The sequence below is a fragment of the Actinomadura madurae genome (assembly GCF_047130825.1).
GTDB lineage: Bacteria > Actinomycetota > Actinomycetes > Streptosporangiales > Streptosporangiaceae > Spirillospora > Spirillospora madurae.
In genome coordinates, this window is sequence record NZ_CP083237.1 from 1,414,624 (window position 1) to 1,430,927 (window position 16,304).

Annotated in this window: 12 protein-coding genes; 5 read left to right on the plus strand and 7 right to left on the minus strand. The window is 70.3% G+C overall.

What is annotated here, in order from left to right; genetic code table 11:
- Positions 1-130: 130 nt before the first annotated feature.
- The 3 genes from arc to K8Z49_RS06645 form a co-directional block, all read right to left on the minus strand.
- Positions 131-1,894, minus strand: a complete 1,764-nt coding sequence (gene arc / locus K8Z49_RS06635; RefSeq protein ID WP_021593617.1) for a proteasome ATPase — start codon at positions 1,892-1,894, stop codon at positions 131-133.
- 235 nt (positions 1,895-2,129) lie between these two features.
- Positions 2,130-3,053: a tRNA (adenine-N1)-methyltransferase gene (locus K8Z49_RS06640; RefSeq protein WP_021593616.1), complete on the minus strand. Its 924-nt coding sequence runs from the start codon at positions 3,051-3,053 to the stop codon at positions 2,130-2,132.
- Between the two features lie 63 nt (positions 3,054-3,116).
- Positions 3,117-4,298 carry a M50 family metallopeptidase gene (locus K8Z49_RS06645; protein ID WP_412517842.1) on the minus strand — a complete coding sequence of 394 codons (1,182 nt, stop codon included), beginning with the start codon at positions 4,296-4,298 and terminating at the stop codon, positions 3,117-3,119.
- A 105-nt stretch (positions 4,299-4,403) separates the two neighbouring features.
- Here K8Z49_RS06645 and K8Z49_RS06650 point away from each other — a divergent pair, with 105 nt between their 5' ends.
- From K8Z49_RS06650 to K8Z49_RS06670, 5 genes are all read left to right on the plus strand, one after another.
- Positions 4,404-5,327, plus strand: coding sequence for a RecB family exonuclease (locus K8Z49_RS06650; protein WP_024935908.1), 924 nt, complete (start codon positions 4,404-4,406; stop codon positions 5,325-5,327).
- A 96-nt stretch (positions 5,328-5,423) separates the two neighbouring features.
- Positions 5,424-6,647 carry a sensor histidine kinase gene (locus tag K8Z49_RS06655; RefSeq protein ID WP_024935907.1) on the plus strand — a complete coding sequence of 408 codons (1,224 nt, stop codon included), beginning with the start codon at positions 5,424-5,426 and terminating at the stop codon, positions 6,645-6,647.
- A gap of 130 nt (positions 6,648-6,777) precedes the next feature.
- Entirely contained in the window at positions 6,778-7,458 is a 681-nt protein-coding gene (locus tag K8Z49_RS06660; RefSeq protein WP_021593612.1) for a response regulator, read from the plus strand.
- Between the two features lie 288 nt (positions 7,459-7,746).
- Positions 7,747-8,577 carry an ABC transporter ATP-binding protein gene (locus K8Z49_RS06665; protein ID WP_021593611.1) on the plus strand — a complete coding sequence of 277 codons (831 nt, stop codon included), beginning with the start codon at positions 7,747-7,749 and terminating at the stop codon, positions 8,575-8,577.
- A complete protein-coding gene (locus K8Z49_RS06670; protein ID WP_412517843.1) occupies positions 8,574-11,075 on the plus strand; it encodes an ABC transporter permease in 2,502 nt (833 codons plus the stop codon). Before K8Z49_RS06665 ends, K8Z49_RS06670 begins: the two co-directional genes overlap by 4 nt.
- Before the next feature lie 121 nt (positions 11,076-11,196).
- Here K8Z49_RS06670 and K8Z49_RS06675 read toward each other — a convergent pair whose 3' ends face one another.
- The 4 genes from K8Z49_RS06675 to K8Z49_RS06690 form a co-directional block, all read right to left on the minus strand.
- Positions 11,197-12,330: an ABC transporter ATP-binding protein gene (locus K8Z49_RS06675; RefSeq protein ID WP_021593609.1), complete on the minus strand. Its 1,134-nt coding sequence runs from the start codon at positions 12,328-12,330 to the stop codon at positions 11,197-11,199.
- A 23-nt stretch (positions 12,331-12,353) separates the two neighbouring features.
- On the minus strand, positions 12,354-13,421 hold the full coding sequence (locus tag K8Z49_RS06680) for an ABC transporter ATP-binding protein (protein ID WP_021593608.1): 1,068 nt from the start codon (positions 13,419-13,421) through the stop codon (positions 12,354-12,356).
- Complete coding sequence (locus K8Z49_RS06685) at positions 13,421-14,434, minus strand: ABC transporter permease (protein WP_021593607.1); 1,014 nt, start codon at positions 14,432-14,434, stop codon at positions 13,421-13,423. The genes K8Z49_RS06680 and K8Z49_RS06685 overlap by 1 nt, the downstream gene beginning before the upstream one ends.
- Before the next feature lie 104 nt (positions 14,435-14,538).
- Positions 14,539-16,293, minus strand: a complete 1,755-nt coding sequence (locus K8Z49_RS06690; RefSeq protein WP_111831145.1) for an ABC transporter substrate-binding protein — start codon at positions 16,291-16,293, stop codon at positions 14,539-14,541.
- Positions 16,294-16,304: the final 11 nt, after the last annotated feature.

Here is a 16,304-nt window from a genome sequence, read left to right on the forward strand (position 1 = left end):
CGTCGAGCCTATCGGGGCCTGGAGGGTGGAGCCATGGGGCCCGCTGTTCGCGGCGGGTGTGGCGTGGCAGGCGTAGGCGGCGGCCCCTGGTGCGGGGGCCGCCGCGTACGGTGTCACGGTCCGGGCCGGGTTACAGGTATTGGCCGGTGTTGGCGACGGTGTCGATGGAGCGTCCGGCTTCGGAGCCCTTGGTTCCGGAGACGAGGGTGCGGATGTAGACGATCCGCTCGCCCTTCTTGCCGGAGATGCGGGCCCAGTCGTCGGGGTTGGTGGTGTTGGGCAGGTCCTCGTTCTCGCTGAACTCGTCGACGCAGGCGGCGAGGAGGTGGTTGACGCGGAGGCCTTTCTGGCCGGTGTCGAGGAACTGCTTGATGGCCATCTTCTTGGCGCGGTCGACGATGTTCTGGATCATCGCGCCGGAGTTGAAGTCCTTGAAGTAGAGGACTTCCTTGTCGCCGTTGGCGTAGGTGACCTCCAGGAAGCGGTTCTCCTCGCTTTCGGTGTACATGCGCTCGACGGTGCGCTGGATCATGGCCTCGATGGTGGCGTCGGTGGAGTTGCCGTGTTCCTTGAGGTCGTCGGGGTGCAGGGGCAGTCCGTCGAGGATGTACTTGGAGAAGATGTCCTTGGCGGCTTCGGCGTCGGGTCGTTCGATCTTGATTTTGACGTCGAGGCGGCCGGGCCGCAGGATCGCGGGGTCGATCATGTCCTCGCGGTTGGAGGCGCCGATGACGATGACGTTCTCGAGGCCTTCGACACCGTCGATCTCGCTGAGGAGCTGCGGGACGATGGTGTTCTCGACGTCGGAGGAGACGCCGGATCCGCGGGTGCGGAAGATGGAGTCCATCTCGTCGAAGAAGACGATGACGGGGGTTCCGGCGGAGGCCTTCTCCCGGGCGCGCTGGAAGACGAGGCGGATGTGCCGCTCGGTCTCGCCGACGTACTTGTTGAGGAGTTCGGGGCCCTTGATGTTGAGGAAGAAGCTCTTGCCTTCCTGGCCGGTCTTCTCGGCGACCTGTTTGGCGAGGGAGTTGGCGACGGCCTTGGCGATGAGGGTCTTGCCGCATCCGGGGGGTCCGTAGAGCAGGACGCCCTTGGGTGGCCGGAGCTGGTGCTCGCGGAAGAGGTCGGCGTGCAGGTAGGGCAGTTCGACGGCGTCGCGGATCATTTCGATCTGCGATCCGAGGCCGCCGATCTCGTTGTAGGAGATGTCGGGGACCTCTTCGAGGACGAGTTCTTCGACCTCGGCCTTGTGGATCTTCTCGTAGGCGTATCCGGAGCGGGGTTCCAGCATGAGGGAGTCGCCGGCCCGGAGGGGGACGCCGCGGAGGGGTTCGGCGAGCTTGACCACGCGTTCCTCGTCGGCGTGCGCGATCACGAGGGCGCGTTCGCCGTCGTCGAAGAGTTCCTTGAGCATGACGACTTCGCCTTGCTCTTCGAACTCGAGTGCTTCGACGACGTTGAGGGCCTCGTTGAGCATGACCTCTTGGCCGCGCTGGAGTTCGTCGACGTCGACGGCGGGGCTGACGTTGACGCGGAGTTTGCGTCCGCCGGTGAAGATGTCGACGGTTCCGTCGTCGCGTGTCTCGAGGAAGACACCGAATCCGGAGGGTGGTTGTGCGAGCCTGTCGACCTCCTCCTTGAGCGCGACGATCTGTTCGCGAGCCTCTTTGAGGGTCGCTACGAGTCGCTCGTTCTGCCCGGTTACCGCGGCCAGGTTGGCCTGTGCCTCGTGGAGGCGTTCTTCCAGTACACGTACTTGGCGGGGGGATTCCGCGAGCTTGCGGCGCAGCACGGAGATCTCCTCCTCCAGGAAGGAGATCTGCGTTTGGAGGTCTCTGACCTCCTTTTCGTGCTGCGCCCTGCGCGCCCCAGCATCGTCACGAGCGGCCACGCCCCGTCACCTCCTCACGAAGAGAGCCGACGACCTACTGAGACCCTACCTATCTGGAGGGCTTCCGTAACCTGCCCATTCGGTGTTCGTGTCGTGCGGGGGTGTTCGGGGAGGGTTGCGGGGGGTGTCGTGAGGGTGGTGTGGGGTGGGGTGTTACGGCGCTTGGACCTGCGGTTTCGTGGTTGTGGGCGGGGTGTGGCGCGGGGGTGGGCGGCGGGGGTCGCGGGAATGTGATCTAGGACTCTGCGGTGGGGCCGGGCGTGGCGTGTCCGTTGGGGGCGGGGTGGGCGCCCTTGGCGGGGCGGCGGCGGCGTGCGGGCGGGGTGACGCCGTCGGCGAGGCGGCGGGCGGTGACGAGGAAGCCGGTGTGGCCGATCATGCGGTGGTCGGGGCGGACGGCGAGGCCGTCGACGTGCCAGGTGCGCAGGAGGGTTTCGACGGCGTGGGGTTCGGCGAAGGCGCCGTGGGCGCGGAGGTCTTCGACGATGCGGGACATCTGGGTGGTGGTGGCGATGTAGGCGCAGATGATGCCGCCGGGGTTGAGGGCTTTGGCGACGGGGTCGAGGGTTTCCCAGGGGGCGAGCATGTCGAGGACGACGCGGTCGGCGCCGGTGTCGGTGAGGGCGTCTTCGAGGGAGCCGACGGTGAGGGTCCAGGAGGGGTGGGGGGCGCCGAAGAACTTCTCGACGTTGGCGCGGGCGATGTCGGCGAAGTCGGGGCGGCGTTCGTAGGAGTGGACGTGGCCGTGTTCGCCGACGGCGCGGAGGAGGAAGCAGGTGAGGGCGCCGGATCCGGCGCCGGCTTCGATGACGCGGGCGCCGGGGAAGATGTCGGCCATGGCGATGATCTGGGCGGCGTCCTTGGGGTAGACGACGGCGGCGCCGCGGGGCATGCGGAGGGTGAAGTCGGTGAGGAGGGGGCGGAAGGCGAGGTATTCGGTGCCGCCGGTGGAGCGGTAGACGGTGCCTTCGGGGCTGCCGATGATGTCGTCGTGGGGGACGGAGCCTTTGTGGGAGTGGTAGTGCTTGCCGGGTTGGAGGGTGATGGTGTTGATGCGGCCTTTGGGGTCGGTGAGCTGAACCTGGTCGCCGGGGCGGAAGGGGCCGGTGGAGGCGCGGCCGGGTGTGGGGGTGGTGCGGTGCGGCGTGGGTTCGCTCATGGAGGTCAAGGCTAGCGGCGGGTGGGGGCGGGTTCGGCCGTGCCGCGGGCGGGGGTGGGGGGTTCAGATGCCGGTGAAGGCGCGGTCGACGTCGGTGGTGGCGAGGACTCCGTAGACGCGGCCGTCGGGTTCGGTGAGGAGGTATTCGGTGGCGGGTGCGCGGCGGAGGGCGTCGATGAGTTCTTCGCCGGTGAGGGTGGCGGGGAGGATGAGGTCGTCGTCGATGCCGCGGGAGAGTTCGCCGGCGGTGATCCAGGGGCGGCGTTGTTCGGGGGTGGCGGTGACGGCCTTCTCGTTGACGAGGCCGAGGGGTCTGCCGTCGTGGTCGGCGATGACGATGGCGCCGGCGTGGTCGTCGTGGGCGCGGCGGATGGCTTCGGCGAGGGGGGTGTCGGCGGTGACGAGGGTGGCGCGGCGGGCGAGGTGGCGTGCGGAGAGGAGGGGGATGCGGTCGCGGACGCGTTCGGCGCGGATGGCCTGGGTGGCGCCGACCCAGATGAAGGAGGCGACGAGGGCGGACCAGAGGAGGGCGAGCCAGCCGATGCCGCCGTCGTCGGCGGTGGTGTAGGTGGCGAGGTAGGCGCCGGCGATGAGGCAGGCGATGGCGACGGCGCGGCCGACCCAGCCGGCGAAGACGGCGCCGTTGCGGCTGTTTCCGGTGGCTTTCCAGACGGCGGCGCGGACGAGGCGGCCGCCGTCGAGGGGGAGGCCGGGCAGGAGGTTGAAGAGGCCGACGAGGAGGTTGGCGAAGGTGAGGGCTTCGAGGAGGAGGAGTGCGACGTCGGGGAGGGTGAGGGTGGCGTGGGCGAGGAGGCCGGCTCCGGCGAGGAGGAGGTTGGTGAGGGGGCCGGCGAAGGCGATGAGGAATTCGCGGCCGGGGGTGGGGGCTTCGCGTTCGATGGCGGTTTCGCCGCCGAGGATGTGGAGGGTGACGGAGCGGACGGGGAGGCCGAAGGCGCGGGCGGTGACGGCGTGGCTGAGTTCGTGGACGAACACCGAGCCGTAGAGGAGGGCGGCGTAGGTGAAGGCGACGAGGTAGCTGGCGGGGCGGGTGACGACGTCGTGGACCTGTCCTTCGAACATGATGGTGACGAGGGCGGCGACCAGGAACCAGCTGGGCGAGACGTAGACGGGGACGCCGAGGATGCGGCCCATGCGGAGGCCGGGGCGTTCGGGGCCGTCGCCGTCGGGGCCGGGGGCGCCGGCGGGTTTTCTGCCCTGGGTCGGGGGCGCGCTGTGTGTCACGTCTTCGATGCTACGGCCCCGGGTGGGGCGGGGTGGTGGCGGGCGTGCCGGGTTGTGGGGCGGGTGCGGGATTTTCGTCGGGGGTGTCGCCTACGCTGCTGTGCCATGACGACGACGGAGGCGGATGGCGGGGTTTCGGCTGTGGCGGTGGTGGGGTCGTTGTCGCCGTCCCGGGCGGGCGATTTCATGACGTGTCCGCTGTTGTACCGGTTTCGGGTGATTGATCGGATTCCGGAGCGTCCGAGCGCGGCGGCGGTGCGGGGGACGCTGGTGCACGCGGTGCTGGAGCGGCTGTACGACCTGCCGACGGGGGCGCGGACGCCGGAGGCGGCGCTGCGGATGCTGGGGCCGGAGTGGGAGCGGCTGCTGGAGGCGGAGCCGCAGCTGGCGGAGCTGTTCGAGGACGGCGAGGCCGGGGACGCCGACCGCGAGGAGTGGCTGGGCCAGGCGCGGCGGATGGTGGAGCGGTACTTCACGCTGGAGGATCCGCGGCGGCTGGAGCCGGCGGAGCGCGAGCTGTTCGTGGAGACGGTGCTGGATTCGGGGCTGAAGCTGCGGGGCTACATCGACCGGGTGGACGTGGCGCCGAGCGGCGACGTGCGGATCGTGGACTACAAGACGGGCACGGCGCCGCGGGCGGATTTCGAGGCGCGGGCGCTGTTCCAGATGAAGTTCTACGCGCTGGTGCTGTGGCGGTTGCGGGGGCGGGTCCCGCGGTTGCTGCAGCTGATGTATCTGGGCAACGGGGAGATCCTGCGGTACGAGCCGGACGAGGCGGATCTGCGGGCGACGCAGCGGAAGGTGGAGGCGCTGTGGGCGGCGATCCGGCGGGCGATGGATTCGGGCGAGTGGCGGGCGCGGACGGGGCGGCTGTGCGACTGGTGTGACCACAAGGAGCGGTGCCCGGAGTTCGGGGGCACTCCCCCGCCGCTGCCGTCGGCGCCGGTGGACCGCCCGTCGCCCGCGGACCTGGAGGGGGCGCCGGCGGGGGCGGGTACGGCGCTGGTGCGGGAGCACGACGATCTCTAGGGTGGGGCGGGCGGCGCCCGCGTCATCCTTGGGGAGGACGGCGGATCCGCGTCCAGGAGGGGGCTGGACCTGCCGCGGCCTCCTAGGGTGAGTGTCGTGTCACCCCGCATCCGTGGTCTTCATGCCGTCCGCGCCTGGTTGCAGGCGCGTCCGACGGCGGCTGACGCGTTGCTGGCGCTGGGGCTGCTGGTGGTGGGCCTGCCGCAGGTGTTCGTGGGCGAGTTCCCCCGGGGCGACGGCCTGGAGGACTTCCGCGACCCGGACGTGTGGGACGGGCTGCTGGTGGCCGTGGTGACGCTGGCGCTGGCGTGGCGGCGGCGGTATCCGATGCCGGTGCTGATCTTCATCATCGGCGGGGAGCTGGTGCTGTCGGCGGCGCAGTATCCGCCGTCGGTGCCGGACGTGGCGGCTTTCCTGATCGCGGTGTACAGCGTGGCGGCGCATCGGGGGCTGGCGCAGAGCGCGCTGGGCGGCCTGACGGCGTTCGTCTATTTCGTGGTGTATCTGGTGATGCTGCCGTTGGCGATCTCGCCGGTGGTGGTGATCACCGACTGCGCGCTGGTGATCGGCGTGTGGGTGCTGGGCCGGAACCTGCGGCTGCGGCGGGCGTACTTCGCGGAGCTGGAGGACCGGGCGGCGCGGCTGGAGCGGGCGCGGGGCACCGACGCGCGGGCGGCGCGGATCGAGGAGCGGTCGCGGATCGCGCGGGAGTTGCACGACGTGGTGGCGCATCATGTGAGCGTGATGACGGTGCAGGCGGGGGCGGCGCGGCGGATCATCGACCGGGACTCCGACAGCGCGCGGGAGGCGATGTCGACGATCGAGGAGGTCGGGCGGACGGCGCTGAGCGAGATGCGGCGGATCGTGGGGGTGCTGCGGACGGACCGGGACGCCGAGCAGGCGGGGCGGGAGCTGGCGCCGCAGCCGGGCCTGGGCGATCTCGGGGAGCTGCTGGACCATGTGCGGGAGACGGGGCTATCGGTGCAGCTGTGGATCGAGGGTGAGGCGCGGTCGCCGTCGCCGGGGGTGGACGTGGCGGCGTTCCGGTTGATCCAGGAGGCGCTGACGAACACGCTGAAGCACGCGGGTCCGCAGGCGCGGGCGTGGGTGCGGCTGTACTACGGGGACGACGATCTGACGGTGGAGATCGAGGACGATGGGCGTGGCACGGCGACGTTCATGGCGGACAACGGGGACAATCCGGGTCATGGGCTGGTCGGCATGTACGAGCGGGTCGCGCTGTACGGTGGCGAGTTGAAGATCGGGCCGCGGGTGGGCGGCGGGTTCGGTGTGCGGGCCCGTTTCCCGCTGGAGGCGTGAGCGGGCCGGCCGCCGGGCGGCGGGTCCGGCGGGGCCGTAGGGTTGGCAGGGGCGCCGTGGAGCGGCGGTCCGGTGAGGCGAGGAGCTGGGCGATGATCGGTCCGGGACTGCGGCGGGCTGGGGCGGCGCGATGACCGCGGTGCGGGTGCTGCTCGTCGACGACCAGCCGCTGCTGCGGACGGGGTTCCGGCTCATCCTGGAGGCGGAGGCCGACATCGCGGTGGTCGGCGAGGCCGGGGACGGCGCGGCGGCGGTGGAGATGACGCGGTCGCTGCTGCCGGACGTGGTGCTGATGGACATCCGGATGCCCGGGGTGGACGGGATCGAGGCGACCCGCCGGATCATCCGGGAGGGCGCGGCGTCGCACGACCCGAAGGTGCTGATCCTGACGACGTTCGACCTGGACGAGTACGTGATCGAGGCGGTCCGGGCGGGTGCGAGCGGGTTCCTGCTGAAGGACTCCCCGCCGGAGGACCTGGTGCAGGCGATCCGGATCGTGGCGGAGGGCGACGCGATCGTGGCGCCGTCGGTGACGCGGCGGCTGCTGGACAAGTTCGCGAACCGGCTGCCGTCGGTGCGGGACGCGGCGCCGCCTCCGGGGCTGGACACGCTGACCCAGCGGGAGCGCGAGGTGCTGGCGCACGTGGCGCGCGGCCAGTCGAACGCGGAGATCGCGGCGGAGCTGGTGGTCAGCGAGACCACGGTGAAGACGCACGTGGGGAACGTCCTGGCGAAGCTGGGGCTGCGCGACCGGGTGCAGGCCGTGGTGTACGCGTACGAGACGGGGCTGAGCAGGCCGGGCCAGAGCTGACCGGGCCGGAGCCCGCCGTACGCCGCGGGCCGCGGGCCGAAGGCCGAGGTCCCGGTGTGGATCTCAGGGTGGACCCCTGAGACACCCCTGGCGTACGGGGGGTCGGGGTCTACTCCGGTAGGACGACTGGACGCCGGATCCTCCTGCCGTGGGTGGACGGCCAAGTCCGTTCCTTGGGTGCATCACACGGAAGGAACGGGCTTCTACTGTTTCAAGTGTCGGACCGCCGGGGGTCAACAACGCGGTCCGGGCCCCCTTTCCTGGCTCACTCACACACGGGAGTTTCACGTGACGAACACCGCCCCATCGACCGCCGGCGCGCAGACCGCGCCCGGGGCGGGCGACTTCGCCGCTCGTGCCCAGCAGATCGCGAAGGTGTACGGGCGCGGCGACGCCCAGGTCGTCGCGCTCGACGGGGTCACCGTCGGCATTCCCCGCGGCCGGTTCACCGCGATCATGGGCCCGTCCGGGTCCGGGAAGTCCACCCTCATGCACTGCATGGCGGGGCTGGACTCGGTGGACTCCGGGCAGGTGTTCATCGGTGACACCGACCTGACCCGGCTGAAGGACAAGCAGCTGACCCGGCTGCGCCGCGACAAGATCGGGTTCATCTTCCAGGCGTTCAACCTGGTGCCGACGCTGACCGCGCTGGAGAACATCACGCTGCCGATGGACATCGCCGGCCGCAGGCCGGACAAGGACTGGCTGGACGGCGTGATCGACACGGTGGGGCTGCGGCCGCGGCTCAAGCACCGGCCGAGCGAGCTGTCGGGCGGGCAGCAGCAGCGGGTGGCGTGCGCCCGCGCCCTCGCCTCCCGGCCCGAGATCATCTTCGCGGACGAGCCCACCGGGAACCTGGACTCGCGGTCCGGCGCCGAGGTCCTCGGCTTCCTGCGCGAGTCGGTGCGGCGGATGGGCCAGACCATCGTGATGGTCACCCACGACCCGTCCGCGGCGGCCTACGCCGACCAGGTGCTGTTCCTGTCCGACGGGCAGATCGTCGACACGATGACCGGGCCGACCGCCGAGCGGGTCCTGGAGCGCATGAAGGGCTTCGACTCCGCCGGCCACAACACCCGCCCCGCGGGCACGCCGGAATCCGGGGTGTCGGCGCGATGATGGGCAAGGTCACGCTCCGCAACCTCGCGGCGCACAAGATCAGGCTGGTGCTGACGGCCGTCGCGGTGATCCTCGGCGTCGCGTTCGTGGCCGGCACGCTGATCTTCACCGACAGCATGAACAAGCAGTTCGACGAGCTGTTCAGCCGGGTCGGCACGAACGTCGCCGTGGACGTGCGGGCCAAGAAGGTCGTCGACGGCGACGACGACGGCATGGCGGCGCAGCCGGTGCCGGCGACCGTCCTGAAGTCGCTGCAGGGCGTCGAGGGCGTCAAGGACCCGCAGGGCAACGTCAACGGGTACGCGGCCGTCGTCGGCAAGGACGGGAAGATCGTCGGGACGGCGCAGGACGGGCCGCCGCAGATCGGCGCGAACTGGACGGGCGGCGGGTCCTACGACCTGAAGTCGGGGCGCGCCCCGCAGGGCCCGGACGAGGTCGTCATCGACGCCAGGACGGCGGAGAAGGGCAAGCTCGCCGTCGGCGACACCACGCGGGTCGTCACCGCCGGGCTGCCCGCCGACATGCGGATCGTCGGGCTGGTCGACACCGGGAACCTGATGGGCGCGACCCTCACCGCGTTCGACACCCCGACGGCGCAGCGGCTGATGCTGAAGCCCGGCTACTTCAGCGACATCGAGATGGGCTCGGCGGGCGTGCCGGAGGCCGAGCTGCGCGACCGGGTCGCCCGGGTGCTGCCGGCCGGCATGGAGGCCGTCACCGGTGAGCAGCTCCGCGAGGAGTCCAAGAGCGACATCGCGCAGATGATGAGCTTCTTCCGCACGTTCCTGCTCGTGTTCGCGCTCATCTCGATCTTCGTCGGGTCGTTCATCATCTTCAACACGTTCTCGATGCTGGTCGCGCAGCGGACCCGCGAGCTGGCGCTGCTGCGCGCGATCGGCGCGGCCCGCGCGCAGGTGACGCGGGCGGTGATCGGCGAGGCCGTCGCGGTCGGCGTGGTCGGGTCCACCCTCGGCCTCGCGGCCGGCGCGGGCCTGGCGTCGCTGCTGCAGTCGCAGATGGGCGACGCCGGGCAGGGCGGGCTGACGTTCACCGCGACCCCGGTGATCTGGTCGTACGCGGTGGGGATCCTGGTGACGGTCGTGTCGGCGTACTTCCCGGCCCGCCGCGCCGCGAAGATCCCGCCGGTGGCGGCGATGCGCGACGACGTGGCGCTGCCGCAGCGGTCGCTGCGGATCCGTGTCGCGCTCGGGTCGCTGCTCACCCTCGCCGGTGCCGGGCTGATCGGCGTCGGGCTCGCCGGGAACGGCGGGAACCCGGCGATCCCGGTCGGCGCGGGCGCGTTCGCGGTGTTCATCGGCGTGACGATGCTCGCCCCGGTGATCAGCGTGCCGGTGATGAAGGTGCTGGGCGCGCCGTTCGCGCGGCTGCTGGGGTCGCCCGGCCGGCTCGCGCGGCAGAACGCGCTGCGCAACCCGCGCCGCACCGCGGCGACCGCCGCCGCGCTGATGATCGGTCTCGCGCTGATCACCACGGTGAACGTGCTCGGCGCGACGATGCGGGCGTCGGTCGACAAGCAGGTGGACGCGCAGTTCGGCGCCGACTACCTCGTCCAGGCCGAGGGCGCCGGCGGCGTCGGCGCGGAGGTCGCGCAGAAGATCGGGTCGACGCCCGGGGTGACGGCGGCGTCCGCCACCTACGAGGGCGACGCGAAGATCGCGGGGAAGAAGGCGTCGTACATGTCCGGCGACGTCCCGGCGATCGTCAAGGGCGCCAAGCTGGACATCACCTCCGGTGGGGCGTCGATCGGCGGCACCGGGATGATGGTGGACGAGAAGACCGCGGAGGACAACGGCTGGAAGGTCGGGACGGCGGTCCCCGTGCAGTTCACCGACGGGAAGACCGAGCGGCTGACGGTGACGGGCGTGTACGCCAAGAGCGACCTGATCGGCAGCCGCATCATCTCCCAGCAGGCGTACCTGCGGCACACGGTGAAGCCGTCGGTGGACGTGATCGTGGTGGACGCCGCGGCGCCGTCGGCGGCGACGAAGACGGCGATCGAGTCGACGCTGAAGGGCTACCCGAACCTGAAGGTGTCCGACCAGGCGTCGCTGAAGGAGGACGCCCGCAAGCAGATCGACGGGTTCGTGACGTTCCTGACGATCCTGCTGGTCATGTCCGTGATCATCGCGGCGGTCGGGGTCATCAACACCCTCGCGCTGTCGGTGATCGAGCGGACCCGCGAGATCGGGCTGCTGCGCGCGATCGGGATCTCCCGGCGGCAGCTGCGCCGCATGGTCCGGCTGGAGTCCATCATGATCGCCGTGTTCGGCGCGGCGCTCGGCATGGGCATCGGGGTGGCGTTCGGCGCGGCGCTGCAGAACGCGCTCGCCGACCAGGGCCTCGGCGTCCTCGCCGTCCCGTACGGGACGCTGCTGGTCTACCTGGTGGTGGCCGCGGTCATCGGCGTCCTCGCGGCGCTGTGGCCGGCGTGGCGGGCCGGGCGCATGGACGTCCTCAAGGCGATCTCCACCGAGTGACCGGTACGCTGCGGCCGTGAGCCGGCAGGCCGTGACGGAGCGGCCGCGACGGGAAAGACCCGGTCCCCCCCGAAAGGGCGGGGCCGGGTCTTTCCTCGTGCGGGAGGCACGCCGGGAGAGGCTACTCCGCGGGCTCCGGGGCGTCGGCCGCGCCGTCGCCGGCGGGGGCGGGCGCCACCGCGGCCTTGGCGACCGCGTCGGTCGCGCTGACCGTGGTGTTCTCCGGGAAGTGGCAGGCGGCCTGGTGCCCCGGGGACAGCTCCACCAGGGGCGGCTCGACCTGCTTGCAGATGTCCTGCGCCTTCCAGCAGCGGGTGTGGAACCGGCAGGCGGGCGGCGGGTCCAGCGGGCTCGGCACGTCGCCCTGCAGCCGGATCCGCTTGCGCTCGCCGCGCTCGCTCGGGTCCGGGATCGGCACCGCCGACAGCAGCGCGTTGGTGTAGGGGTGCATGGGCCGCTCGTACAGGTCGGCCCGGTCCGCCAGCTCCACGATCTTGCCGAGGTACATGACGGCGACGCGGTCGGAGATGTGCCGGACCACCGACAGGTCGTGCGCGATCACCACGTAGGTGAGGTCGAGCTCGTCCTGCAGGTCCTCCAGCAGGTTGACGACCTGCGCCTGCACCGACACGTCCAGCGCCGACACCGGCTCGTCCGCGATGATCAGCTTGGGCTTCAGGGCCAGGGTGCGGGCGATCCCGATGCGCTGCCGCTGCCCGCCGGAGAACTCGTGCGGGTACCGGTTGTAGTGCTCGGGGTTCAGGCCGACCAGCTCCAGGATGTCCTGGACGGCCTTCTTCACGCCTTCCTTGGCCTCGATGTTCTGCAGCCGGAACGGGGCCCCGACGATCGCGCCGACCGTCTTGCGCGGGTTCAGCGACGAGTACGGGTCCTGGAAGATCATCTGGAGGTCGCGGCGGAGCGGCCGGAGCCGGCCCTGCGACATGTGGGTGATGTCCTCGCCCTCGAAGGTGATCTTCCCGAAGCTCGGGTCCAGCAGCCGCATGATCATCCGGCCGGTGGTGGACTTGCCGCAGCCCGACTCCCCCACCAGCCCGAGGGTCTCGCCCTTGCGGACCGAGAACGACACCCCGTCGACGGCCTTCACCGCCGCGACCTGGCGGCGCAGCAGCCCCGCCGTCACCGGGAAGTGCTTGCCGAGGTTGTCCACCTCCAGCAGCGGCTCCCCGTCCCGCGGGGCGCGGGTCCCCTCGTCCGCGGCGGCCTGCCCGGCCGGCGTCTTGGTCGTGTTCACAGTCTCGTTACCACCCGTGCTCGTCACAGCTTCGCCCGGATCTCGTCGTTCCAGATCTTCCGCCGCTTCTCCAGGGAGAGATGGCACGCCGCCTTGTGGCCCGGCTCGACCTCCAGCAGCTCGGGCCGCTCGGTCGTGCTCTTGCCGTCGTTGAGGTCGGCGTAGGGGCAGCGGGGATGGAACGCGCACCCGGACGGCACGTTGATCAGGCTCGGCGGCGACCCCTCGATCGGCAGCAGCCGCTCCGACCGCTCCCGGTCCAGCCGCGGCATCGAGCCGAGCAGCCCCCACGTGTAGGGGTGCAGCGGCCGGTGGAACGCGTCGTCGACCGAGGCGTACTCCGCGGCGCGGCCCGCGTACATCACCAGGATGTCGTCCGACAGCTCCGCGACCACCCCGAGATCGTGGGTGATCATGATGACGGCGGAGTTGAACTCCTCCTGCAGGTCGCGGATCAGATCCAGGATCTGCGCCTGGACGGTCACGTCCAGCGCCGTCGTCGGCTCGTCGGCGATCAGCAGCTCCGGGTCGCACGACAGCGCCATCGCGATCATCGCGCGCTGCCGCATGCCGCCGGAGAACTGGTGCGGGTAGTCGTCCACCCGCTTGTCCGGCCTGGGGATGCCGACCTTGCCGAGCATGTCGATGGCGTGCTTGCGGGCGACCGCCTTCGACACGTCGTTGTGCACCCGGTAGGCCTCGATGATCTGGTGGCCGACCGTGTAGAAGGGGTGCATCGACGACAGCGGGTCCTGGAAGATCATCGCCATGTTCCGGCCGCGGAGGCGGCGCACCTCGGCCTGCGAGGCGCCGACGATCTCCTTGCCGTCCAGCCAGATCTCGCCCGACACGTCGGCGTTGCGCCGGTTGTGCAGGCCGAGGATGCCGAGGCTGGTGACGCTCTTGCCGGAGCCGGACTCCCCCACGATCCCGAGGGTGCGGCCGCGCTCCAGCTGGAACGACAGCCCGTCGACGGACTTCACCAGGCCGTCGTCGGTCGGGAAGTGGATCTTCAGGTCGCGGACCTCGAGGAACGCCGTGGGGGCGTCGCCGGTGCCCGCGGTGTCCGCGGCGGGCGCGGTGCCGGTCATCAGCCCAGCCTCACTCTCGGGTCGACGATGGCGTACAGCATGTCGACGACCAGGTTGATCATGACGATGGAGGTCGCCGTGAGGAGCGTGACGCCGAGCACCATGGGCAGGTCACCGCCCCGGATCGAGCTGATCGCGAGCTGCCCGAGCCCCGGGATCCCGAAGGTGTTCTCGGTCAGCACCGCGCCGCCGAGCAGCAGGCCGAGGTCCAGACCGAAGATCGTGAGGATCGGGGTCAGCGACGCGCGCAGCGCGTGCTTGGTGACGACGGTCCTCTCCGGCAGCCCCTTGGCGCGGGCGGTGCGGATGTAGTCCTCGTTCATCGTCTCCAGCATGCCCGCTCTGGTGAGCCTCGCGTACATCGCCGCGTAAAGGAACGCGAGCGTCACCCAGGGCAGCACCAGCGCCTGGAACCACCGCACCGGATTGTCGGTGAACGGGGTGTAGCTGCCGCCGCCCGGGAAGATCTTGAGTGTGTAGGAGAACAGCGCGAGGGACACCAGGCCGGTGAAGTAGATCGGGAGCGACACACCGCTCAACGCGATGATCATTGTCGTTCTGTCCCAGATCGTTCCTCTTCGCAGCGCCGACACCACGCCGGTGGTGATGCCGCCGGCGAGCCAGACGATCGCGGCGCCGAGCGCCAGCGACGCCGTCGCCGGGGCGCGGTCGAGGAGGGTCTCCAGGACCGGCTGGCTGCTGCGGAAGGAGTACCCGAGGCACGGCGCGGGACAGTGGTCGGTGACCGGGCCGGCCTTGTAGTCCTTGCCGACCGCGATGGCCTTCAGGTAGTTGCCGTACTGCACGATGACCGGCTTGTCGAGGCCGAGCCGTTCCTTGGTGTCCTGGATGGCCTCGGCGGTCGGGGCCTTGCCGACGTAGGACGCCGCGATCTGGTCGGTGGTCTGCCCCGCCAGCTTCGGAAGCCAGAAGAAGATGCCGAAGGTCACCAGGCTGACCAGCAGCAACATGATGACGGCGCCGATGAGGCGCCGGATGATGTATGCGAACACATTGCTCGGCCCCACCCGCCGGCCGGCGGGACCTGTGGGTCCCGGCCCGGCCGGCGGGCGTCGCCTTCACCTGCCTTCAGATGGACGCACGGACGAGCGGAGTGTCACTCCACGCCCATGTTCAGGTAGTCGTACATGCCGCCGTAGGCGTAGGTGATGCCCGCGTTGGTGACACGCTTCGGCCGGTACATCAGGGCCTTGGCGTAGATCAGCGGCACCTCCATGCCGGACTGCATGACCAGCTTGTCGATCTCACCGTAGGCCTTCATGCGGGCGGCCTTGTCCGGGTTGGCGATCGCTTCGTCGAGCGCCTTGTTGATCGCGGGGTCGTCCAGCTCGGCGAGGTTGTTGCCGCCGGACGGCTTGATCGCGTCACCGTGGACGATCTGCGCCAGGAAGCCGTAGCCGGTCGGCCAGTCCGCGGCCCACGCCATGATCATCATACCGATGCCGTGGTCGTGGACGTACTTCGGCACGCCGACGTACTTGTTGAAGTAGTCACCGGCCGGGAACTGCACGATGCTGACCTTGATGCCGACCTTGGCGAGGCTCTGCTGGATCGCCTCGGCCATCGCGACTTCCTTCGGCCGGTCGGACCGCGCCGAGATCTTGCTGCTGAAGCCGTCCGGCTTGCCGCAGGCCTGCAGCTCCTGCTTGGCCTTGTCGAGGGTGGCCTGGTCGAGACCGCCGCCCTCGGCCTGCTTCTGCGGGTACAGGTCGAACTTGGTGTAGCCCTCCACCGACGGCGGCAGCACCGTGGTGGCGACGTCGCCGCCGGCCAGCGGGCCTCCGTAGGCGGTCTGCGCGGCGACCTTGTCGGTCGCGTACTGCACGGCGAGCCGGCAGTGGATGTTGTCCAGCGGCTTGACGTGCTGGTTCAGCGACATGAACCGCAGGAAGCCCTGGACGGGGTTGTCGACGTACGGCTTCTGCTCGGGGGTCAGCACCTTCGGCTGGGTTCCCGACTGGACGCCGACACCGGTGATGTCCATGTCCAGCGCGCCGGACAGCAGCCGCTGGTCGATGTCGTCCGCGTTCTGCTTGAGCTGGATCTCGATCTTGTCGGGCAGCGCCTTGCGGATCGGGTCCGTGCTCTGGTTCCAGTGCGGGTTGCGCGACAGGGACATCGACTTGCCGCGCGTGTAGTTGTCGACCTTGTACGGACCGCTGGAGAGGATGGAGGTCTCGTACTTGGTGCCGGTGTCCTTGGCCTTCGGCACCGGCATGGTCTGCGACATCGCGACCAGGTAGTCGAACTCCTGGAACGGCGTGTTCAGGTGGAAGACGATCGTCTGGTCGTCGGGGGTCTCGATCGACTTCAGGCCGGCGTCGCTCTTGTCATCGTACGGGCCCTTGTAGGCGGGCTTGTTGTCGACGAGGTACTGCTTGAAGTACTTCGGCCCGAGCTGCAGCTCCTTGGTGTAGTTGCTGCGCTCGACCGCGTACTTGACGTCCTTGGAGGTGACCGTGGTGCCGTCGGCGTACTTGACGCCGGTGCGCAGCTTGTACGTCCAGGTCTTGCCGCCGTCGCTGGACTGGCCGAGGTCGGTGGCGAGGTCGGGGACGACCTCGTTGCTCTCCTGGCCCGCGGCGGGCTTGAACGTCGTCAGGGCGCGGCCGTACTGGCGGGCGATGTTCTGCGAGAACGCGTAGTACGTGTTGCCCGGGTCCGGCGAGTCGAAGTCGTCGGAGTCGCCGAGCTTGAGCGTCCCGCCCTTCTTGTCCGACTTGTTGACGACCTCGTTGACGCCGGCGTTGTAGCCGGGCCCGCTCCCGGATTCTCCGGAGTCTCCGCCGCCACAGGCGGCGAGCCCCGCGGCCGCGACCACCCCGGCCGCGAAGACCGCGATTGGTCTCATCTTGTTCATGT

Coding starts and splice junctions, on each gene's coding strand:
- K8Z49_RS06640 (WP_021593616.1), bottom strand. CDS start 3,053: ATGAGCGAACCCACGCCGCACCGCACCACCCCCACACCCGGCCGCGCC.
- K8Z49_RS06650 (WP_024935908.1), top strand. CDS start 4,404: ATGACGACGACGGAGGCGGATGGCGGGGTTTCGGCTGTGGCGGTGGTG.
- K8Z49_RS06660 (WP_021593612.1), top strand. CDS start 6,778: ATGACCGCGGTGCGGGTGCTGCTCGTCGACGACCAGCCGCTGCTGCGG.
- K8Z49_RS06670 (WP_412517843.1), top strand. CDS start 8,574: ATGATGGGCAAGGTCACGCTCCGCAACCTCGCGGCGCACAAGATCAGG.
- K8Z49_RS06680 (WP_021593608.1), bottom strand. CDS start 13,421: ATGACCGGCACCGCGCCCGCCGCGGACACCGCGGGCACCGGCGACGCC.
- K8Z49_RS06690 (WP_111831145.1), bottom strand. CDS start 16,293: ATGAGACCAATCGCGGTCTTCGCGGCCGGGGTGGTCGCGGCCGCGGGG.